A 21,674-nucleotide genomic window follows, 5' to 3' on the forward strand; every position below is an offset into this window, starting at 1 on the left:
GCCAATGACATGCGTGATGTGATGAAGAGTGACTTGCAGGAAGCGCGGGATTCGTGGCGGGGCGTGTGCCTGTTGCTGGCGCTGGTGGCGGGCGTTGCCAGCGCGAACGAGTCGAAGGGTGTGCTGGAGACCATCCACCACCACGTGACCTTGGCCTCGACGGTCACCGAGAACGGTGACCTCAATCCCTATGCCGTGGTGGTGGCGCCGGTATCGGCGGGGAAGATCGAGAAAGACGATGTGTTGGTGGACAACTTCAACAACATCTCCAACCTGCAGGGCACTGGCACCACCATCGTCGGCTATCGCCCCTCGACCAAGCAGACCTACCTGGTGGCCAACCTGCCGCAGAAGCTGCCCGAGTGCCCCGGCGGCGTCGGCCTGACCACCGCGATGACCATGCTCAAGACCGGCTGGATCATCGTGGGCAGCACGCCGAGCACCGACGGCACCACCGCCACCAAAGGCGATGGCTGCGTGATCGTGCTCGATCCCAACGGCAAGATGGTCGCGGCCTGGTCCGGTGCCACCATCAACGATCCCTGGGGCGACATGGCGGTGGACGATCGCGGTTCCAGCGCGACCCTGTTCATCAGCATGGCGGGCTTTGGGCTGAAGAGCCCGGACGTGATCGATCCGGCTACCAAGTTCCCCGAAATCATCCACAAGGCCACGGTGCTGCGCCTGGAACTGAATATTCCCGATGGCAAGCCGCCGGAACTGGTCAGCCAGACCGTGGTGGGCGACGGCTTTGCGCAGCGCGCCGATCGCGACAACTTCCTGCTGGGGCCGACCGGGCTGGCGCTGGGTCCCGATGGCACGCTGTACGTCACCGATGGCCTGGACAATGTGATCACGGCCATTCCCGATGCGCTTACGCGTACCACCAGCGCGGGCACCGGCAAGGTGGTGACGCGCGATGGCCTGCTGAGCTGGCCGCTGGCGATGGTGTACACCTCCGGCCATCTGCTGGTGTGCAACGGCAAGAACGGCCAGGTGGTGGAAATCGATCCGTCGACGGGCGCGCAGGTCTATGCCCAGTGGATCGACTCCGACCAGGCGCAGTCGCCGCCGGGCAACGGTGATCTGTTCGGCATTGCCATCACGCCTGACGGGCAGGGCTTCTATTACGTCGAAGACGATATGAATACGCTCATGCGGGCAAGCCGATGAACGACTCCGATGCCTCCCATCCGCAACAGCCCGGGCGTCGCCGATTCCTCGCCACGGCAGCCACGGCGGCCACCGTCGCCGCCACCGTGCCGATGGCGGTCCTGCCCCAGGCGGCCCTTGCCGGCGCGGCCAAGGACAGTGACACGGTGCCATTCTGGGGCAGTCGCCAGGCCGGAGTGGTCACGCCCCAGCAGGGCAGCATCTACTTTGCGGCGTTCGACCTGGTCACCGCCGAGCGCGACGATGTCATCGCCTTGCTGCGCGCGTGGACGCAGGCGGCGGCGCGCTTGACGCAAGGGCTGCCGGTGGCTGATTCGGCGACCGATCCCGCCGCGCCGCCGGTGGATAGCGGCGAGGCGGCCGGCTTGTCGCCCAGTCGTCTCACCCTGACCTTCGGTTTTGGTCCCGGCCTGTTCACCAAGGATGGTGCCGATCGCTATGGCCTGGCCAGGCATCGTCCCGAGGCCTTGGTCGATCTGCCGCGATTCAATGGCGATCAGCTGGTGCCCGCGCGCACCGGTGGCGACCTGTGCGTGCAGGCTTGCGCGGATGAGCCGCAGGTGGCCTTCCACGCCGTGCGCCAGCTCGCGCGCGTGGCCGATGCCTGGGCCAGGATGCGCTGGGCGCAGTCGGGCTTCCTGGCGCAGTACAAGGACAAGGAAACCCCGCGCAACCTGATGGGCTTCAAGGACGGCACCATGAATCCGCCCATCGGCAGCAAGGCCGCCATGGACAAGTTCGTGTGGACCGGCGCCGAGGGCGGCTGGATGAAGGACGGTACCTATATGGTCGCCCGCCCCATCCGCATCGCGCTGGAGCACTGGGATCGCATGAAGCTCGGCTTCCAGGAGCAGGTGATGGGCCGCTCCAAGGCGAGCGGCGCGGCGCTGGGGCGCGAGCGCGAGTTCGACAGCCTCGACCTCGACGCCAGCGACGCCGACGGTAACCCGCTGCTTCCCGAGAATTCGCACGTGCGGCTCGGTGCGCCCGAACTCAACGATGGCGCGCAGGTGTTGCGTCGTTCCTATTCCTACGACAACGGCCTCAGCTTCACCGCCGAGCGCTGGCCGCCGTGGCGGCAGGGTATGGAGTTCGATGCGGGCTTGCTGTTCGTGTGTTTCCAGCGCGATCCGCGCACGGGCTTCATCAAGATCTTCGACAAGATGTCGAAGTTCGACATGCTCAACCAGTTCGTCACCCACGTCGGCGGCGGCCTGTTCGCCTGCCCGCCGGGAGCGGCGGAGGGTGGTTATATCGGCCAGCCGTTGTTCGAGCTGGCATAAGTCCAGCGCAAAGGCGGCGCCCAGGCGCCGCTTTTTTTCATGGACGCAGGCGGCGCGGGGCGCGCATGCTTGGGCCGGCCCGGACCATCTCGCGGGGATGCCCATGGATACGCTGCAGAACCTTGCCCTGGCAGGCGGCCTTTCCTGGGCCAGCGGTTTCCGGCTTTACGCCACCGTGTTGCTGGCCGGCCTGCTGGGGCGACTGGGCTATGTGCACCTGCCCGAAGGCTTGCAACTGCTCACCGACAACTGGGTGCTCGGCATCGCGGGCGTGATGGCCGTCGGCGAGTTCCTGGCCGACAAGATTCCCGCGTTCGACAGCGTGTGGGATGCGATCCACACGCTGGTCCGGGTGCCCGCCGGTACCTTGCTAGCCTGGGGTGTCTTTCGCGATGCCGGGCCCGGCACGCAATTCGCCGCCGCGCTGCTCGGTGGCTCGCTGGCGTTCGGCACGCATCTGGCCAAGACGGGCGGCAGGGCGTTGATCAACACCTCGCCCGAGCCTTTCAGCAACTGGGGCGCCAGTGCCGGCGAAGACATCTCGTGGCTGGGCGGCATGTACCTGATGTGGCGGCACCCCGAGGTGTTTCTGGTGCTGCTGCTGTTGTTCGTGCTGTTCCTGCTTTGGCTGGTGCCGAAGATCGTGCGTGGCTTGCGCACGCTGGCGCGCCGGTTGCGTGGGCAAGGTGCCGCGTCGTCGGGGACTTGAGAGGTGGATGCGGCCGCAGCTCACGGCAATCACCTCATGCTTCCCGCTCCGTCATCCCCGTCTTCGCAGGGACGACGGAGTAAAAGACGGTCAGCCTGCGTAGCGCTGCTGCAGGAATGCAAAGAACGCGCGCAGGCCCAGCGCTTCGCCGCCACGCGGGCGTCCCGGGCGGTCGGCGTCGTTCCATGCGTAGGTGTCCAGGTGCAGCCACGGCGTGGTCTCGGGCACGAAGCGTTCGAGGTACAGCGCCGCGGTGATCGCGCCGGCATGACGCGAGGCACCCGAGTTGGCCATGTCGGCCAGGTAGGACTCCAGCATCTTGCGGTACGGACGCCACAGCGGCAGACGCCACAGCGGATCGTTGGCGGCGCGGCCGGCGGCCAGCACGCGATCGGCCACATCGTCGCGGTTGGCGAACAGGGCAGGCAGGTCCGGGCCCAACGCGATGCGTGCCGCCCCCGTGAGGGTGGCGAAGTCGACGATCAGATCCGGCTGCTGCTCGCCGGCATAGGTAATGGCGTCGCACAGCACCAGGCGGCCCTCGGCGTCGGTGTTGTCCACTTCCACGGTAATGCCGGCGCGGGTGGTGATGACTTCGCCGGGACGCATCGCGGCGCCCGATACGGCGTTTTCCACCGCGGGAATCAGCAGTTGCAGGCGCACCGGCAGCCTGGCCTGCATGATCAGGCCAGCCAGCGCGATGGCATGCGCCGCGCCGCCCATGTCCTTCTTCATCCAGCGCATGCCGTCGGTGGGCTTGAGATCCAGGCCGCCAGTGTCGAAGCACACGCCCTTGCCGATCACCGCAAGCTTCGGGTCGCTGGCCTTGCCCCAGTTCAGCTCGATCAGGCGCGGCGAGCGATGGCTGGCGCGGCCCACCGCATGGATGGTGGGGAAGTTCGCTTCGAGCAGTTCGTCACCCACCCACTCGCGCACCTTGCCCCTGTGCGCTTTTCCCAGCTGCTTCACCGCTTCGGCGAGCTGCTTCGGGCCCATGTCCTCGGTAGGCGTGTTGACCAGGTCGCGTACCAGCGTGGTGGCTTCCACCAGCGGCGCCAGCACGTGCAGATCGGCGGCGGCGATGGCCAGTTTGGCCGGTGCGCGGCGTGCCTTGCGGTAGCGGGTGAATTCATAGGCGCCCAGCGCCCAGCCCAGGGCCGCCTGCAGGGTGTCCTTGAGCACACCCTCGTCGGCCAGGTGGTAGGTGGCTTCGGGCAGCACGCGCGGCAGGGCGCCGAGCGCGCTCAGCGCATCGCTGGCATCCACGCCGACCAGCACGCGCACCAGCTTGCCACCTTCGTCGGCGAGCAGGGCGAAGGTGCCCGGCGCGGCCTCGAAGGCGCAGTCGGCCAGCCAGCGTCGTTGCGCGGCGGTGAGGCGGCGCTTGGTGGCGGCAAAACGGGACGGGTCGGTGGTTTCGATGGCGATGCTCTGGCGCTCGCCGGCCTTGCGTTCGATCAGGACAGACATGGAATTCCTTGCGCGGCGCATCCGCTGGCCGCGGTGGCTACAGGTTACTTGGCAATGATGCTCGCTTTTGCTTCGAGGGGCGAGCGCAGTAGGTGCTTAGTGGCTTGCTTCCAGCCAGTCCGCGAGTGCCGCCATGTCGCGCAGATCCAGGTCGGGAGCGGGGCCCAGCGCACCGGGCCAGGGATGCCCGGCGCGGTTGATCCAGGCCGTGCGCAGCCCGGCGTCGCGCGCGCCCACCACGTCCAGTTCCGGATCATCGCCCACATGCAGGATTTCCCCGGGCGCGATGCCCAGGCGACGCGCCGCCTCGCGGAAGATGCGCGCGTCGGGCTTGGCCGCGCCGGTGTCGCGCGCGCTGACATGATGGGTGAAGTGTGCGCGGATGCCGATGCGGTCGAGATCGGCGTTGCCGTTGGTGAGGCTCGCCAACGGCCAGCGGCTGGCGATGCGCTGCAGCGCGGGCAGGCTATCGGGAAACAGCTCCACGCTGTTGCGTGCCGAGAAATAGATTTCCCACAACGTATCGAGTGGTGCCTGCTCGATGCCGCAGGTGGAAAACGCGCGCTGCATGGTGAGGTAGCGCTGCGCGGTGAAGTCGTGGGCCAGGTCGGTGCGTTCGGCCGCCACTTCCGCACGTAGCGCGCGCATGGCCGGGATGGGCCATGCGCGCGCTACGTCGGGAAAGTGCTGGCGCAGATACGCGTCCAGATCCCGATCGGCGCGCTCCAGGGCCGGCAATACCGGCCACAAGGTGTCGTCCAGGTCGAGCGTGACGGCGCGTATGCGCACGCGGCGCGGGCTCAGTTGCCGCTGACGCGCAGCACCTGATCCAGCTTCAGGGTGTCGCTCGAAAGATTGTTCCAGCTCTTGAGCTGCGCCACGGTCACCGAGTACTTCTTGGCGATGGTGGACAGCGTGTCGCCCTTGCCGACCGTATAGGTCTGGCTGGCGGCAGCCGTCGATGCGGTGCCGGCGCTGGCATCAGCCTTCGGATCGGCGGCGGCCGCGTTGCGTGCGTCCATCGCCTGCTTTGCTTCCTGCGTATGCTCGGAGGTCGGTGCCGCAGCGGCAGCGGCGGCGTAGGTGGCGCCCGGTGCGGCAACCGGCGTGGCTTCCGGGGTCGGTGCCGGAGCCGGTTCGTCAGGCATCTTGATGTCGTTTTCGGCGAGCAGCTTCTGGCGACGGGCCATGTCCTGCTCGGCCAGCTGCGGCGCATCGGTGTACGGCACCAGCTGGTGCTGGCGGGCGAGCGCCTTCACTTCGTCGGTGTGCAGGAATTCCATGAAGGCGGCGATCTGCGTGGCCTTCGGGCTGTTCTTGTCGGTGACCAGGTAGAGCGGGGTGTACAGCAGGTAGCTGCCATCGCTGATGGTGGACAGGCTCGGACGGGTGCCGTCCACGCTCACCATCTTCACCTTGGCGTTGGTTGCCACGCCCGACAGCGTGGTGACGCCCAGCGCATTCGGATCGAGCGTGACGGCCTCTTCCAGCTTGGCCGTGTTGACGTACAGGCGCGGTGCCGCCACCGGCTGGTTGCCGCGACCGAAGATCAGGCGGCGCAGGCTGTACTCGACACCATCGCCCGGGCTGGCCACGGCGTAGAGGTTGATCGGCGCATCCTTGCCGCCCACGTCCTTCCAGTTGGTGATCTTGCCGAAGTAGATGTCGTGCAGCTGCTTCACGGTGAGGTTGACCACGCCGTTGGACGGATGCTCGATCATCACCAGCGCATCAAACGCCACCGGCGTGAACAACAGGTCGCTCTCGGCACCACCGGCGCTGGCGCGCGCGCTGCCGGCAACATCGGCCAGGCCATGCGCCACGGCGTCGAGGCCCGAGGCCGTGTTGAACGGCTGGATGTCGATACGGCCCTTGCCGCTCTTCTCCCACGCCTTGGCCACGTCGTCGACCACGCCGCGAGCGGTGGCGTAATCGCCGCGCCAGACCAGGGTGGGCAGTGCGGCGGCAGGCTTGGCGGCGGTCTTGGACTTGGTGGTCTTGCCGGTGGCGGCCATGGCGCCGCTGACGGCACAGGCGCTGACCAGCGCGACGAGGAGTAGACGGGTAATACGTTTGGACATGGCGGTGGGGAGCCCCGGGTGCTGAAGATGGTGTCCGCGAGCCGCCATTGGTCGGGCGCGCGTGCAAAGGTTGGAACCTGGCTATTTCATCCAGCTCAGGGCCAAACATCAAGCTTATTCATGCGTTTGCGTCGAGAAAAACGCGATGGCGTGCACGCTGTGCTGATGCGGTTCATCTGCGGGTATGGATCTCAGCTCGATATATACCGTCGCAGGTTTTGCTGCGACGGTGTGGCGCTTCCTACCAGCGTGTCGCGACCTCATGCCCATCGTCCCGTCATCCCCGCCTGCGCGGGGATGACGGTGAAGGGTGATCTCAACGAATATCCACGTACCGCATCCCATCCTCCCCCGACACGACCAGCACCAGCTGCCGCGGATTGACGCCGGCCAGCCGCTGCAGCGTGCGCAGGTCGGGCACGCGCAGGTTGCCCACGCCGATCACGATGTCGTTGGCCTGCAGCCCGGCCTGCGCGGCACGGCTGCCCGCGCGCACCGTGCCGACGCCGACGCCGGCGATACCCTGGCCACGCTGGCTCTGCGACAGCTCGCTGAAGGTGACGCCCGCCAGGCGCGGATCGAGCTTGGCGCCGTCGAGCGTGGCGAGCTTCTCCGGCACCAGCCTGGCGGTGACCTCGCGCGTGCTGCCATTGCGCTGCACGCTCAGTTTCACCGTGCTGCCAATCGGCAGCAGGCCTTCGGCGTTGCGCAGCTCCTGTGCGTTGCGCAGCGGCTTGCCGTCGATGGCGGTGATCACGTCGCCGACCTGGATGTCGGCGCTCTCGGCGGCTGAGCCGGTGGTCACGCGCGTCACCACCGCACCGCTGGTGCCCTTGAGGCCGAGCACCTGGGCGATGCGCGGGGTGATGTCCTGCGTCTCCAGGCCGAGGTTGCCGCGATTGACCTTGCCGTTGGCGATCAACTGCTGCATCACCTCGCCACTGAGGTTGGTGGGAATGGCGAAGCCGATGCCGACGTTGCCGCCCGAGGGCGAGAAGATCATGGTGTTGATGCCCACCAGTTCACCGCGCAGGTTCACCAGCGCGCCGCCGGAGTTGCCCGGGTTGATCGAGGCATCGGTCTGGATGAAGTTCTGGTAGCCGGTGCCGCCCAGGCCGGTGCGCCCCAGCGCGGAGACGATGCCCGAGGTCACCGTCTGGCCCAGGCCGAACGGGTCGCCCACCGCCACCACGAAATCGCCCACGCGCAGCCTGGACGAGTCCGCCAGCGGCAGCGCCTGCAGGCCGGTCGCCTGGATCTGCACCACCGCCACGTCGGTCTCGGGATCGGTGCCGACCAGCCTGCCCTTGAAGTCGCGCCCGTCTTGCAGCGTCACCGTGATGTCGTCGGCGCCGCCCACCACATGGTTGTTGGTGAGCACGTAGCCCTTGGTCGCATCCACGATCACGCCCGAGCCCAGGCTTTGCTCCACCCGCTCGCGCGGCGAGCCGGACAGGCCGAAGAACTGGCGGAACACCGGGTCGTCGAAGAACGGATCGCGCACCTGCACGCGCGTCTTGGTGGAGATGTTGACCACCGCCGGCGTCACTTTCTCCAGCATCGGCGCCAACGAGGGCAGCGGTTGGCCATCGACCGAAGGCGGCAGGCCGGCGTGGCTGGCCAGTGGTGTCGCGGCGACCAGGGCAAGCGAGAACGCGACCAGCCGGCGGGCGAGACGGGCAAACATGGAGGCTCCTTTTTCTGGGTGAGTCGGTCGTCGTTCGACTCAGGGCGCCGAGCACGGTTCCCGCCGTCGAACAGTGACGAAATCACTTTACATCGAAGCATGTGGGGGGTAACTTTCCATTCCGTTCGCGACCACAACATCTTGTGTGACAGCGCGGGGACTCAACCCAAGAGCTGGTGTCGTAGGCATCCTCGGGGGAGGGTTGTCGAAGTCAGGGCAGGGAACGCAAGAGTCGAGCCGTGCGCCGGCTACGTTTTTCCGGTGCCGTGTCCCGACGCGAGCGGCTTAGCCGAACAGAACAGAATCCAACGGGGCCGCGAGGCCGTACCGCGAGGTCAGGAAGCCGATGAGCACCATGCGTGCACCAGCCGTAAATCGTGATAGCGCAGCCATTCCGTTGCAGCCGGCGTCTTACGACATCTGGGACAAGAAGTACCGCCTGAAAGCCAAGTCGGGCGAACCGGTCGACGGCAGCGTCGATGAAACCTATCAGCGCGTGGCGCGGGCGCTTTCCGATGTGGAAGCCACCCCGGAGCTGCGCGAGCACTGGTTCGAGCGCTTCCTGTGGGCGTTGCGTCGTGGCGCGATCCCCGCCGGGCGTATCACCTCCAATGCGGGCGCGCTGGCCCACAAGCCCGCCACCTCCACCATCAACTGCACCGTGTCGGGCACCATCCGCGACTCCATGGACGACATCCTGGAGAAGGTGCACGAGGCCGGCCTCACCCTGAAGGCCGGTTGCGGCATCGGCTACGAGTTCTCCACCCTGCGTCCGCGTGGCGCGTACGTGTCGGGCGCGGGTGCGTACACCTCCGGCCCGCTGTCGTTCATGGATATCTACGACAAGATGTGCTTCACCGTCTCGTCGGCCGGTGGCCGTCGCGGCGCGCAGATGGGCACGTTCGACGTCAGCCATCCGGACGTGAAGGAGTTCATCCGCGCCAAGCGCGAGGACGGACGCCTGCGCCAGTTCAACCTGTCGCTGCTGATCACCGACGGCTTCATGCAGGCGGTGGAGCACGACCAGGACTGGCCGCTGGTATTTCCCATCCACGTGAAGGAGCAGGCCGAGATCGACCTGGCCGACGCCGACAAGGTGGTGTGGCGCGAGTGGCCCACCCACGAGAACTACGTGGAGCGCGAGGACGGCTTGGTCGCCTGCAAGGTCTACGGCCACATCCGCGCGCGGCACCTGTGGGACATGATCATGGTGTCCACCTATGACTATGCCGAGCCGGGTTTCATCCTGATCGACAAGGTCAACGAGATGAACAACAACTGGTGGTGCGAGCACATCCGCGCCACCAACCCCTGTGGCGAGCAGCCGCTGCCGCCGTACGGCTCGTGCCTGCTGGGCTCGGTCAACCTCACCACCTTCGTGCGCGACCCGTTCGGCCCCAAGGCCCGCTTCGACTGGGACGAGTACCGCGAAGTGGTGAAGATCTTCACCCGCATGCTCGACAACGTGGTGGAGATCAATGGCCTGCCACTGCCGCAGCAGCGCGAGGAGATCCTTTCCAAGCGCCGCCATGGCATGGGCTTCCTGGGCCTGGGCACCACGCTCACCATGCTCAAGATGCGCTACGGCACCGCCGAGTCGGTGGCCTTCACCGAGGACGTCTCCCGCGAGATGGCCGTGGCCGGCTGGGAAGTCGCCCTCGACCTCGCCAAGGAAAAGGGCCCGGCCCCGGTGCTGGCGCGCGACTACACCGTCACCGGCGACATGCTGCGCAAGCGCCCGGAAATGGTCGCCGACGGCTACAAGGTGGGCGACACCATTCCCGGCCGCGTGCTGCACGCCAAGTACAGCCGCTACATGCAGCGCGTGGCCAGCGTGGCGCCCAACCTGGTGGCCCAGCTGGCCGAGACCGGCGCACGCTTCACCCACCACAGCTCCATCGCCCCCACCGGCACCATCTCGCTGTCGCTGGCCAACAACGCCAGCAACGGCATCGAGCCCAGTTTTGCGCACCACTACTCGCGTAACGTCATCCGCGAGGGCCGCAAGACCAAGGAAAAGGTCGAGGTGTTCAGCTACGAGCTGCTGGCCTACCGCGCGCTGATCAACGCCGACGCCATGCCGTTCTCCAACGAGGCCCATGCCAAGCTGCCCGAATACTTCGTGGCCGCCGACGACATCTCGCCCAAGGAGCACGTGGATATCCAGGCCGCGGCCCAGCTGTGGGTGGACTCGTCCATCTCCAAGACGGCCAACGTGCCCACCGATTACCCCTACGAAGACTTCAAGGACATCTACTTCTACGCTTACAAGCAGGGTCTGAAAGGCTGCACCACCTTCCGCTTCAACCCCGCCGCGTTCCAGGGCGTGCTGGTCAAAGAAGCGGATCTTGAAAGCACCCTCTACCGATTCGAGCTGGAAGACGGTAGCGTTGTGGAACTGAAAGGCAACGAAGAAGTGGAATACGACGGCGAAATGCATACCGCCGCCAACCTGTTCGATGCCTTGAAGGAAGGGTATTACGGAAAGTTCTAAACTGGCGGCCGGTACCTGATGCCAGGTGCCGGTGCGTTCGTGAGAGCGATCCGGGTGCCTTGAGGCAAGGCTCATTACAAGTTCCAAAATCCACGTCGGAGGGGATTACCCGCATGTCCATCGATAACGAAGTCGAAGTGAAAGAAGAAGCCGTGCTGGTCGTTGACGCGCCGGTGGAGGTTGCCGCTGTCGAAGTGACGCCGGTCGCCGCCCCCAAGAAGGCCCGTGCCGCGAAGAAGACGTCGGCAGCGGCCAAGAAGGCTGCTCCGGCCAAGAAGGCGGTGAAGAAGACCGCCAAGAAGGCAGCTGCCAAGAAGGCCCCGGCCAAGAAGGCGGCCGCCAAGAAAGTCGCGAAGAAGGCGGTGAAGAAGGCCGCTGCCAAGAAGGCCGTGAAGAAGGCGGTCAGGAAGGCAGCCGGCAAGAAGGTCGCCAAGAAGGCGGTGAAGAAGGCCGTGGCCAAGCGCGTCGCCAAGAAGGTGGCACGCAAGGCGGTGAAGAAGGCCGTCGCCAAGAAGGTTGCAAAGAAGGTCAGCAGCAAGAAGACGGTCAAGAAGGCCGCTGTAAGAAAGGTGGCCAAGAAGGCTGCCGGTAAGAAGACCGCCGCCAAGGCGGTCAAGAGGTCCACTGCCAGCAAGAAGGCGAGCGTGAAGAAGGCCGTGCGCAAGCCGGCCAAGAAAGCCGCCCGCCGCAAGTAAGCCGTAAACCGGTCCGGCCCGGCGCTTTGCGTCGGGCCGGGTCGTCTCAGCGCCGCGCGCCGCCTGCACTCAAGAAGAAGCACATACCATGGCGATCAAGATCGAAAAAAAGATCAAGGGCTATAACGTCGTCAAGCCCGAGGACAAGGCCGCGCCCGTCGCCGCTCCCGCCGCGCCCAAGGAGGCGCCCAAGGCGGAAGTGATCCAGATGCACGAGAGCCTGGAGCGTCCCGAGACGCTGGTCGGCTCCACCTACAAGATCAAGTCGCCGCTGTTCGAGCACGCGTTGTACGTCACCGTCAACGACATCGTGCTCAACGCCGGCACCCAGTACGAACAGCGCCGCCCCTTCGAGATCTTCATCAACTCGAAGAACATGGACCACTTCCAGTGGATCGTGGCGCTCACCCGCATCACCTCCGCCGTGTTCCGCAAGGGCGGCGACGTCACCTTCCTAGTGGAAGAGATGAAGGCCGTGTTCGACCCCCGCGGCGGCTACTTCAAGGCCGGCGGCGTCTACATGCCCTCCATCGTCGCCGAGATCGGCACCGTCATCGAGCAGCACATGAAGATGATCGGCCTGATCCACGACCCGGAGATGGACGAATCCACCCGCAAGCTGGTGGCCGAGAAACGCGCCGCCTACGAGGCCGCTGCCGCCGGCAAGAAAGCCGCACCTGCCACTGACGCCCCTGCCGAAAGCTCCAACGGTTTCCCGCCCGGCGCCACCCTCTGTGCCAAGTGCAACACGCAGGCGCTGGTGCTGATGGATGGCTGCCAGACTTGCTTGAATTGTGGGTATAGCAAGTGCGGCTGAGCCTGGTGCGCAAGCACTGATCTCCCTGGAAGGGCGGCAGTGATGCCACTTTTTTATGGGCATTGGGTCGATGGATGGCGCGCCTTACCACCACTACGGGTACGTCGAATTGCCGGTGAGCCCCGCAACTCGACAGTACCGAGGCCGTGCCATCCTGTTCGAAATAGGACGGGACTGTCCGGGGCGGCTGATCCTCCTGGCCAAGCTAAGGATCAGCGCGGTGAGAACGGGATATCGAAACATTTCCGTGGCTTGAATGTTTCCGATCCCATTATTGTTCTTCCGATCCTACCTAGGACACGCTAAAACCGCAGTAACGCTTGATCTCACTATCTTTCGATGCCATGTCATGCAGCGAGGGTAGAGCGCTAAGTGCCGTGTTTAGGTAGTTTTCGCCCTCATCTCGTCTGCCCAAGGCGCAGAGAATCTTCGTGGCATTGATGGTGGCAAAGTTCTGCGTCTTCGCATCGGCCGGATGAAGATTCAGGGCGGCCGCAATACTGTTATAGGCTGCATCTGCTCGCCCCGAACGAAGTTGCGCATAACCAAGCGAGTTCCAGGCTGAGGGGTCCGAAGGGTTGAGCACGGTTGCTATTTCGAAATTGGCCGCTGCTTGGTCATAGCTTCCTTTGTTAAGAAGAGCTCGACCATAGGCGGCGTAGTTCGCAGCAGCCTGCATGCTTGACTGGGAGGCGCCATTCACGTCCGTGGGACTGCCTGAAGAGACGCTCGCAGTTGGTGCTGCAGCGGGGCTGCTGACGTTGGTGCGTGCAAGGTAGGCCGCGGCAGTACGATGGAGTTGATCAATGCGTGCGAGGACGTCCAACTGATCCTCCTTCTTGATAAAGGTGGACGGAACGCTCGCTTTCAGTACTTCCAACTTTTCGACGGTTCCGGTAGTGATTTCCTCAAAATGGTTCTGAAGAAATGCACTCTTTTCGTGCTCGCTCTCCCTGGAGGCCTTGTCCTTTTGTTGGAAGATGTCGTCGTTCTTCTGCTGGAGCTCTATGGACTTCACGCTTTTTTCAAACTCGAAATGGCGTTCTGAATAGTCCTTATTCGTCCAATAGGTAACGCCCGCTAGGGCAAAGACCGCGAGAGGAATCCCCACCTTGCTGAAGTAGTCTAGGTGGTATGACTTTCTCGAGATGCGCGTCCTTTCCGTGTCGAGTGCCAGCTTTTCCTGTTCGATCTCAAGCTTCAATAAATCGATCTGATCTTTATCCATATCTATCATCCTTGGTTGAGTGGGGCATGCCGACAGGTCGCCATGACCTCGCGCACGCATACCTAGCGGCGATCAGGTCGAAAACTTAAGGTGGTCAAATAGGCCAAGAGATCAGGCGGTACTACCTCTTGATTTGTCTATGTCCGCCATGTCGCGCTTTGCAAGGAGCCTCGCGAGCGCGATCATGTCCGCTCGACATTAGGCAGCGTCCCCCATGAACTCCTCCGACGACGACTTCGATACCGAACGCCACTTCGACGAGCACGACGAGGAAGACGATACGCTCGATGCGCAGGTCTGGCAGTTGCTGCTGCTGATCAACCCGGGTGATGACGACTCGGCGTTCCAGCAGTTTGCGGCTTACCGCGAAGCGGTGGGCGATGCCGATGAGGGCGAGATCGATCCGTTGCGGGTCATTGGCCAGGTGATCGATTGGCACTCGGGTTTTCAGGTCGAGGCGGATGACACCCGGGCGCTGGTGCAGGCCATCGATGAGCTGGTGTCGCGCTGGAACCTGTCCATCGACTGGGAGGGCGATCCGGAGGATGACGACTTCCACGCCGATATCGACGCGGCATCGCTGTTCGCCATCGCTTATGACAGCCTGGCGCCACATGGCTACACCTTATGGGCGCGCGAGACCGACGACGGCAGCTATGCCGGCTGGATCACGCTGACGCGCGACGCCGAGCCGATGCGCGAGCTGGCCACCACGCTGGGCATCAATCTGCGCCTGGGCAGCGACGTGACCTGATGGCCTCCCGTGTCGATGCGTTGGTGCCGGCGATGCTTGGCAACAACTGACCGCGTATCGTTCGAGTTCCACGCATCAGGCTTGTCCATGACGACGACGCAATTTTCCCACGCAGGCTTCCTGGATGTGCTGGAACATCTGGACGGCTCCGTTCGCATGGATGCCAGCATGCCGCTATCGCCGTTCTTCGCGCGCATGCCGCTGACGTCGGACGAAACCGGGCTGCGCACGAAAGTGGCGGATGCCCTGATTCAACTGCTGAAGGCTCGCAGGGCCAGCTTGCAGGCGGCCTTCGATACGGAGCTGGCGGCCGACGAACTGCGCCGTTATCAGAAGTACGCCAAGCCGGGAAAGCCATCGGCCCATATCGTGCAGCTTCGACAGAAGCAGGCTGCGGCTCGCCAGGCCTTGAGCGTGTCGAGACAGTCGCTTATCAAGGCCGCCGCCGCCTTTGTTCGCGATGCGGGTATCGATGTTCCCGAACGCGTGGCGCTCGATGTTTTCATCATCGGTTGGATCGACGCCAACGTGCCCAGGGATGCCGCCCGGGCGACCTGATGGAGCTTCCCCCATCGGTCTTCGGATACCGGTCAAAGAAATGTGAACCGCGTCGCGTTTGCGCAAGATATTGCTTTTCAAGGAAATGTAGTCGGCGCCGATACCCGCCCCAAGGGGGGATGAACCTTCCGATGGGAATCATCCATGCGCTTTACCGTTCGTTTGAAGATTGTCGCGGCCATGGGCGTCGCCCTGGGAATCGCCGTCGTGGTCGGCCTGGTTGGCCTGTTCGGGGTGCGTGCCACCTACCGGCTGGTCGACGACATGTACCACGCCAATGTGCTGGCCATCGTGGCGGTCAGCGATGCGCGCTCGGCGATCGTCGACGATCGTCTAGCGTTGAATCGCTCGCTGATCGATCCGCGCCAGCGCGATGTGATGAAGAAGATCAAGGCCGATGCGCTCCGGCTCGATGCCGCCTGGAAGCGTTACTACCCAGGCATGGTGTCGTCGGATGCCGAGCGCGCTAGCGCCAAGGAATTCGAATCGCTGCGTGCCGACATCGGGCCGCTGGTGGAACACGAGGCGGAACTGCTGGATGCCGGCAAGACGGATGAGGCGCGCCAGCTTCATGTGGGCCAGGTGGCCGACGGCATGGGCAAGGCAACGGCCATCATCGATCGCCTGATTGCCATCAACGAGAAGCAGTCGGAAGCATCGGCCGCCAGCGCGGCGCAACGCTACGCATCTACCTGGCAGCTGTCGCTGGCGGTGCTGCTGTTGGGCGTGCTGGTGCTGTTGGCCGTGGCGGTGCTGTTGATCCGCGCGGTGATCCGTCCGTTGAACCAGGCACGCTTGCTGGCCAGCGCCATCCAGGAAGGCAAGCTCAACAACGTCACGGCGATCCATGGCAATGACGAGTTCAGTGACACCTTGCGTTCGCTTGACGAGATGGATCGCCAGCTCACCAGCATCGTCACCCAGGTGCGCGACGTTGCCGAGCAAGTGACGTCGGCTGCGCGCGACCTGTCGCAAGGCAACGACGACCTGTCGCAGCGCACGCAGGAACAGGCCAGCTCGCTGGAGGAAACCGCCGCGTCGATGGAGGAACTGGCCGCCACCGTGAAGCAGAATGCCGACGGCGCCAGCCAGGCCCGCGACATGGCCTTGCGCATGCGTCAGCGTGCCGAGGAGGGTCGTGCGATTGCCGGCACCGCGGTCGACGCGATGCGGGCCATCACCCAGGCCAGCAAGGAAGTGGGTGAAATCGTCGTGCTGATCGACGAGATCGCCTTCCAGACCAATCTGCTGGCATTGAACGCGGCGGTGGAAGCGGCCCGCGCCGGTGAACAGGGCCGAGGCTTCGCGGTGGTGGCGACCGAAGTGCGCAACCTGGCCCAGCGCAGCAGCGTGGCGGCCAAGGACATCAAGTCGCTGATCAAGGACACCGGCGACAAGGTGGCCGAAGGCGCCGAGCTGGTAACGCGCACCGGCCATGCGCTCAACGACATCGCGGCGGATGTGCGCGAGGTCAATACGATCATCGAGGTGATCGCGGCCGCGTCGGAAGAGCAGTCCGCCGGTATTGGCCAGGTGAACAACGCGGTGACCACGCTGGACGAAGTCACCCAGCAGAATGCGGCACTGGTGGAAGAAGCCAGCGCGGCGAGCAGAAACACGCTCGACCTGTCGCAGGTGCTGATGAGGGAGGTGTCGTACTTCACCCTGCAGGGCGAGGTGGCGCAATCGCCCGCATCATCGGCCAAGCCTGCCGCGCCGACAGCGCCGCCCGTGCAGGAGATCTTTCGCAAGCCTGCAGCAGCGCCGTCGCGCCAGCCCGAGCCGGCGGTCATGGCGGCAGGCGACGAGTGGACCGAATTCTGACGAAAGAACGTGCGGCGGGAAGCAATGCTCCCGCCGCGCTATGATCCCCGCCCGGTAGCGGCCGGGTGTCGAGAGGGCAGGGGAAACCATGCAGGCAAGCGAGTTGCAGCGTTGGGCCAGAACGCGCCTGCAGGGCATGCGCCGGTTCGTGTTGTTCAGGGGTGTGCTGGCCTATGGCGTGCCCATGTTCGTGATCATGACGTTCGTGATTCCGCATCCGAAACTGTCCACTTGGCAATCGGCCATGCTGTGGCTGCTGACCGGCGCCGTCTACGGTGTGGCGATGTGGCTGCTGCAGGAGCATCGCTACCGCAAGGCGCTCCCGCGCTCCTGACGGGACGACCCAGCGCATGACCCAACGCACGGCCAGATGCAGTTGCGGGCAACTCACACTGCGTACCGCAGAGGAGCCGCTGCGCATTTCCATCTGTCACTGCCATGCCTGCCAGCGGCGTACCGGCAGCGTGTTTGGCGTGCAGGCGCGTTTTCGGGCGCAGGCCGTGGAGATCCATGGGCGTTCATCGCGCTATATGCGGCCGGGTGAATCCGGTGGTCGCCTCCGCTTTTACTTTTGTCCCGCCTGCGGTGCCACGGTGTATTACGAGCTGGATGGGCTTGAAGATATCGTCGCCGTGCCCATCGGCGCCTTCGCCGACCCGGCCTTCCCGGTGCCGAACATCTCGGTGTACGAGGAGTGCATGCACGACTGGGTCACGCTGCCGGACGGCATCGAACACCAGGATTGAGCCTGTGATGATGCCCGCGTAGCGCCGTCATCACTGCAGAGGGTTTTGCCGATCCATGCGCCAAGGCAGTAACCATCGTCTTGCTCTGAAGCGTGCCGAGGCAAAGAGCCGGCAGGCGATGTCGGGATCGAAGGGCGACCTGGGCTAGCCCAACTGCCATGTATCGCTGGTGACGGATTTTGCGGGGAGCAGTTGAACGGTTCCCCCGTGGATGACAAGGCCGCCTTCTGGCGGCCTTTGCTTTGGATCGGAAGAGGATGGGTCGCTTATCGCGGCGCTTACTTGCCTGCCGCCTTGTAGGTCAGGTCTGCGCTATAGCTATCCACGTGGGCTGTTTGCTCCTGCATGGCGTCGTTGAGCGATTTGCGCATGGCCTGGGCATCGGCCTTGCCGTATACGTTCTCCACCATCTGCCACAGCGGCGTATCCGGCTCTTTGCCGATCTCGGCCCAGGTCTTTGCCGGCAACACGATGACGAAGTCGGGGCCGCCGGCCGCATCGCGTATCTCGCTGGTGGCGTAGTAGTTCGGCCATTTGGACTTCTCGGCGGCCGCCGTGATCTTCTTCACCACGTCGATAAAGGCCTCATGGGCCTCATGGCCGGGCTTGAGCTTGAAATCGATCACTTCGATATACGGCTGCACGATGGTGGAGCCCTTCGCCATGTGGCTCAGCTCGGGGTGTACTTCCATGAAGGCGCTGCTCTCGCTCTTGAGGTGTGGATTGACGTTGGCGCGGTTGGTGGCATCGCAGGCCTTGAAGACCGCCTGCATGTCATCGAATGCCGACCAGGGCAGCGGGTCGGTCGTGTACGAGTAGGTGTACGTGTCGCCGGTTTCATGCACCCAGGCCGTCCAGCTGTATTTGAGGCCATGCTGGCGCATGCATTCGTTGAGGCTTTTCTCGCCCGCCTCGTACGCCACCTGGTCGGCGGGAGCCACGCTGTCGGTGAAGTCGCGTACGACCAGGGTTTTCTCGGTGTCGGCTGCCTGGCTTGCGGCGGCGCATGACAGTGACGCTGCCAGCGCCAGCCAGAGTATCGAGCTTTTCATAGGAACCTCCCGCGGGGTGGTTGCCCCATTTGGTTTGGAGTGGTTATCCAGCGCCTTCGCGAAGCGCGAAGGCCGTCGATCACGACTGCATTCACAACATGGAATGACGTTTACTAGGCACGATCCCTGCGCAGGGGAAGTGGCGATGGTGATCGCGACCATGGGAGGCGCGACCGACATGCGTACAAGCCGGTGACGCGAAGGCAGTTGGCCTACCTGCACAAGAACGTGGGCAGCACTGCCAGGATGAGTGGCGCATGGAATGTTCCGTTCCGGTCGGCAGCAAGGCGTGTTCGAAACGTCTCGACGAACCCGGACCGGGCCGTGTTGCGTCTAGGCGTACCTGCTTGAAGCTGAAGCCGGGCGGCGGCCTATTAGGTAATGGCGCGGTCGGGCCAGAAATAGGCCAGACAGCCTAGGCCGCCGGGTGTCGGCTGACGGCGGACCAAAACGACCAAGGCCGCCTTGCGGCGGCCTTGGCCTGGATGCAGTGCCGGGAGATCAGCGCTTCATCGAGTTGAAGAACTCGTCGTTGGACTTGGTGTTCTTCATCTTGTCGAGCATGAACTCCATCGCGGCCAGCTCGTCCATCGGATGCAGCAGCTTGCGCAGGATCCAGATCTTGGAAAGCAGGTCCGGCTCGATCAGCAGGTCCTCGCGGCGGGTGCCGGAGCGGTTGATGTCGATGGCCGGATACACGCGCTTCTCGGAGATGCGGCGGGAGAGGTGCACTTCCATGTTGCCGGTGCCCTTGAACTCCTCGTAGATCACCTCGTCCATCTTGCTGCCGGTGTCGGTCAGCGCGGTGGCGATGATGGTCAGGCTGCCGCCCTCTTCGACGTTGCGCGCGGCGCCGAAGAAGCGCTTGGGACGCTGCAGCGCGTTGGCGTCCACGCCACCGGTAAGCACCTTGCCGGAGCTGGGCACCACGGTGTTGTAGGCACGGGCCAGGCGGGTGATGGAGTCGAGCAGGATCACCACGTCCTTCTTGTGCTCGACCAGGCGCTTGGCGCGCTCGATCACCATCTCGGCCACCTGCACGTGGCGCACGGCCGGCTCGTCGAAGGTGGAGGAGATCACTTCCGCGCGCACCGTGCGGGCGATTTCCGTCACTTCCTCCGGGCGTTCGTCGATCAACAGCATGATCAGATGGACGTCCGGATGGTTGTACTGGATGGCCTGCGCGATGTTCTGCAGCATCATCGTCTTGCCGGACTTCGGCTGCGACACGATGAGGCCGCGCTGGCCGCGACCGATCGGCGCCACCAGGTCCAGGATGCGGCCGGTGATGTCTTCGGTGGAGCCGTTGCCGCGTTCGAGCTTGAACGCCTTGCGCGGGAACAGCGGCGTCAGGTTCTCGAACAGCATCTTGTTCTTCGACGCCTCCGGCGGATCGCCGTTGATGTCGTCGACCTTGAGCATCGCGAAGTAACGCTCGCCTTCCTTCGGATGGCGCACGCGCCCGGTGATGTAGTCGCCGGTACGCAGGTTGAAGCGGCGGATCTGGCTGGGCGAGACGTAGATGTCGTCCGGACCGGCCAGGTAGGACTCGTCGGCCGAACGCAGGAAGCCGAAGCCGTCCTGCAGGATCTCCAGCACGCCCTCGGCCCAGATGCCACCGCCGGAGCGGGCATGTGCCTTGAGGATGTTGAAGACCACGTCCTGCTTGCGGGCGCGCGCCACGCCTTCCTGCACGCCCAGCGATTCGGCGAATTCCAGCAACTGGATCGCGTTCTTGCGCTTGAGCTCGGTGAGGTTGATCAGGCGATCGTTGCTGCCGGCATCGGCGTAGTCATCGTCCACCGGCAGGCCGTTGTTGTTGCGCGGGTGACCGCCCTGGCCGCCACCCTGGCCACCGGGGCCACGCTGCGGCTGGTTGTTGCGCTCGTGGCGGCGACGACGGCCGCGGCCGTCGCGATCATTGCGGTTGTTGAAGCCTTGGCCTTGACCCTGACCCTGGTTGCCACCGCCTTGCTGCGGGCCACCCTCGCGGGCCTCCTGCGGCTGGCGCTGGTTGCCATCCCCCTGGGGAGCGGACTCGCCGCCACCCTGGTTGGATGGGGTCTGGATGGGGGCCGGCGCCTGGACGGGCAGCGCCTGGCGCTCGACCGGTGGAGGCGGCGGCATGTCCAGCTGGGCCTGCTTCTCGGCCCGCGCTTCGGCGGCCGCGGCAACCGCAGCAGCGGTCTTGCGCGGTGCACGGGGACGGGGCTCGGCCACAGGCTTCGGTTCGGCGCTCTTGGCGTCGTGGGTTTCTTTGCTTTCGATATCGGACACGGGCAAACCTCTGCGGGGCGCCGTTAATTACAGGAGGGAGGGTGGACGTTGCGCGGACGGCGCAGGGGACAGAACTGTCCCGACTGACGGACTGAATCTAGCACCCGATGCGCGGCGCCGTAAAGCGCCGCGCGCACATTTGTTCAGATGGCCTTGTCGATCATCTGGGCCAGTTGGCCCTTGCTGACGGCGCCGATCTGGGTGGCCTCGACCTTGCCGTTCTTGAACACCATCAGGGTGGGGATGCCGCGCACGCCGTAGTTGCGGGGCGTCTTCTGGTTGTGGTCGATATTGATCTTGGCGATGCGCAGCTTGCCCTGGTACTGCTGGGCCAGTTCGTCGAGGATCGGGGCAATGGCCTTGCACGGGCCACACCACTCGGCCCAGAAATCCAGCAGCACCGGGGTATCGGACTGCAGCACTTCCTGCTCGAAGGCGTCGTCGCTTACATGGGTAATCAGGTCGCTCACCGGGGTCTCCGAAGGTAGGCGGGATGGGTTTGACGACCACGTGCCCAGCATCGGCTACACTGGGGTGCCCATGAAGCGCGGGATCGTTCCTGGAAAGAAGGCTGGTGCCGTTGCGGCAAGCCTCCATTCCAACGTAACTCGGGGCGCGATTCAAGCGATTCAAGGGCGAGCCTGACCCATTAGCGCGGGTGGCATGATGTCCAGAAAGTTTGCAGGGCGTGGCGCGTGGCGCCGCCCAGGCTGGTTGCCTGGGCAAGCCGTGCACTGCGACCTGCGGGCTTTCTGGACATCACCCGAAGGGCCGGGCCTGTTTGCCCGCCGGTGAGCGTCGCACCGCTTCGACAGGCAGCCAGCCT

Annotated in this window: 19 protein-coding genes; 11 read left to right on the forward strand and 8 right to left on the reverse strand. The window is 64.7% G+C overall.

The window, feature by feature from the left end:
• Positions 1–9 precede the first annotated feature (9 nt).
• The 3 genes from MJ606_RS12610 to MJ606_RS12620 all read left to right on the forward strand — a co-directional run bounded on the left by MJ606_RS12610 (position 10) and on the right by MJ606_RS12620 (position 3,165).
• Entirely contained in the window at positions 10–1,173 is a 1,164-nt protein-coding gene (locus tag MJ606_RS12610) for a hypothetical protein (RefSeq protein WP_243049883.1), read from the forward strand.
• On the forward strand, positions 1,170–2,456 hold the full coding sequence (gene efeB / locus MJ606_RS12615) for an iron uptake transporter deferrochelatase/peroxidase subunit (protein ID WP_243049884.1): 1,287 nt from the start codon (positions 1,170–1,172) through the stop codon (positions 2,454–2,456). Before MJ606_RS12610 ends, efeB begins: the two co-directional genes overlap by 4 nt.
• A gap of 103 nt (positions 2,457–2,559) precedes the next feature.
• Positions 2,560–3,165 carry a DUF4126 domain-containing protein gene (locus MJ606_RS12620; protein WP_243049885.1) on the forward strand — a complete coding sequence of 202 codons (606 nt, stop codon included), beginning with the start codon at positions 2,560–2,562 and terminating at the stop codon, positions 3,163–3,165.
• Positions 3,166–3,255: 90 nt separating this feature from the next.
• On the opposite strand, the gene MJ606_RS12625 is transcribed toward MJ606_RS12620, so the two are convergent.
• The 4 genes from MJ606_RS12625 to MJ606_RS12640 all read right to left on the reverse strand — a co-directional run bounded on the left by MJ606_RS12625 (position 3,256) and on the right by MJ606_RS12640 (position 8,403).
• The gene (locus tag MJ606_RS12625) at positions 3,256–4,635 is read right to left on the reverse strand and encodes a leucyl aminopeptidase family protein (protein WP_243049886.1); all 1,380 of its coding nucleotides are present in this window, start codon (positions 4,633–4,635) and stop codon (positions 3,256–3,258) included.
• Between the two features lie 96 nt (positions 4,636–4,731).
• Positions 4,732–5,424: an HAD family hydrolase gene (locus tag MJ606_RS12630; RefSeq protein WP_243049887.1), complete on the reverse strand. Its 693-nt coding sequence runs from the start codon at positions 5,422–5,424 to the stop codon at positions 4,732–4,734.
• An 11-nt stretch (positions 5,425–5,435) separates the two neighbouring features.
• Positions 5,436–6,716 (reverse strand): substrate-binding domain-containing protein, encoded by a 1,281-nt coding sequence (locus MJ606_RS12635; RefSeq protein WP_243049888.1) that lies wholly within the window; start codon positions 6,714–6,716, stop codon positions 5,436–5,438.
• A gap of 316 nt (positions 6,717–7,032) precedes the next feature.
• Positions 7,033–8,403 (reverse strand): Do family serine endopeptidase, encoded by a 1,371-nt coding sequence (locus MJ606_RS12640; RefSeq protein ID WP_243049889.1) that lies wholly within the window; start codon positions 8,401–8,403, stop codon positions 7,033–7,035.
• A 346-nt stretch (positions 8,404–8,749) separates the two neighbouring features.
• Here MJ606_RS12640 and MJ606_RS12645 point away from each other — a divergent pair, with 346 nt between their 5' ends.
• The 3 genes from MJ606_RS12645 (at position 8,750) to MJ606_RS12655 (ending at position 12,409) form a co-directional block, all read left to right on the forward strand.
• Entirely contained in the window at positions 8,750–10,897 is a 2,148-nt protein-coding gene (locus MJ606_RS12645) for an adenosylcobalamin-dependent ribonucleoside-diphosphate reductase (RefSeq protein ID WP_243049890.1), read from the forward strand.
• 59 nt (positions 10,898–10,956) lie between these two features.
• Complete coding sequence (locus tag MJ606_RS12650; RefSeq protein ID WP_243049891.1) at positions 10,957–11,592, forward strand: histidine biosynthesis protein HisIE; 636 nt, start codon at positions 10,957–10,959, stop codon at positions 11,590–11,592.
• An 88-nt stretch (positions 11,593–11,680) separates the two neighbouring features.
• Positions 11,681–12,409 carry an NrdJb gene (locus tag MJ606_RS12655; RefSeq protein WP_243049892.1) on the forward strand — a complete coding sequence of 243 codons (729 nt, stop codon included), beginning with the start codon at positions 11,681–11,683 and terminating at the stop codon, positions 12,407–12,409.
• A 292-nt stretch (positions 12,410–12,701) separates the two neighbouring features.
• On the opposite strand, the gene MJ606_RS12660 is transcribed toward MJ606_RS12655, so the two are convergent.
• Positions 12,702–13,637 (reverse strand): tetratricopeptide repeat protein, encoded by a 936-nt coding sequence (locus MJ606_RS12660; protein WP_243049893.1) that lies wholly within the window; start codon positions 13,635–13,637, stop codon positions 12,702–12,704.
• Between the two features lie 214 nt (positions 13,638–13,851).
• Between MJ606_RS12660 and MJ606_RS12665 the strand changes: the two genes are divergently transcribed.
• The 5 genes from MJ606_RS12665 (at position 13,852) to MJ606_RS12685 (ending at position 17,519) form a co-directional block, all read left to right on the forward strand.
• Complete coding sequence (locus MJ606_RS12665) at positions 13,852–14,391, forward strand: hypothetical protein (protein ID WP_243049894.1); 540 nt, start codon at positions 13,852–13,854, stop codon at positions 14,389–14,391.
• A gap of 87 nt (positions 14,392–14,478) precedes the next feature.
• On the forward strand, positions 14,479–14,949 hold the full coding sequence (locus tag MJ606_RS12670) for a hypothetical protein (protein WP_243049895.1): 471 nt from the start codon (positions 14,479–14,481) through the stop codon (positions 14,947–14,949).
• Positions 14,950–15,093: 144 nt separating this feature from the next.
• Entirely contained in the window at positions 15,094–16,773 is a 1,680-nt protein-coding gene (locus MJ606_RS12675) for a methyl-accepting chemotaxis protein (RefSeq protein WP_243049896.1), read from the forward strand.
• An 88-nt stretch (positions 16,774–16,861) separates the two neighbouring features.
• Positions 16,862–17,107: a hypothetical protein gene (locus tag MJ606_RS12680; protein WP_243049897.1), complete on the forward strand. Its 246-nt coding sequence runs from the start codon at positions 16,862–16,864 to the stop codon at positions 17,105–17,107.
• Between the two features lie 16 nt (positions 17,108–17,123).
• Positions 17,124–17,519 (forward strand): GFA family protein, encoded by a 396-nt coding sequence (locus tag MJ606_RS12685; protein WP_243049898.1) that lies wholly within the window; start codon positions 17,124–17,126, stop codon positions 17,517–17,519.
• 278 nt (positions 17,520–17,797) lie between these two features.
• Here MJ606_RS12685 and MJ606_RS12690 read toward each other — a convergent pair whose 3' ends face one another.
• From MJ606_RS12690 to trxA, 3 genes are all read right to left on the reverse strand, one after another.
• A complete protein-coding gene (locus MJ606_RS12690; protein WP_243049899.1) occupies positions 17,798–18,571 on the reverse strand; it encodes a hypothetical protein in 774 nt (257 codons plus the stop codon).
• A 501-nt stretch (positions 18,572–19,072) separates the two neighbouring features.
• Positions 19,073–20,848: a transcription termination factor Rho gene (gene rho / locus MJ606_RS12695; RefSeq protein WP_243049900.1), complete on the reverse strand. Its 1,776-nt coding sequence runs from the start codon at positions 20,846–20,848 to the stop codon at positions 19,073–19,075.
• A gap of 143 nt (positions 20,849–20,991) precedes the next feature.
• On the reverse strand, positions 20,992–21,369 hold the full coding sequence (gene trxA, locus MJ606_RS12700; protein ID WP_279236838.1) for a thioredoxin TrxA: 378 nt from the start codon (positions 21,367–21,369) through the stop codon (positions 20,992–20,994).
• Positions 21,370–21,674 lie beyond the last annotated feature (305 nt).

Origin of the sequence: Dyella sp. RRB7 (assembly GCF_022761115.1) — a bacterium.
Lineage (GTDB): Bacteria > Pseudomonadota > Gammaproteobacteria > Xanthomonadales > Rhodanobacteraceae > Dyella.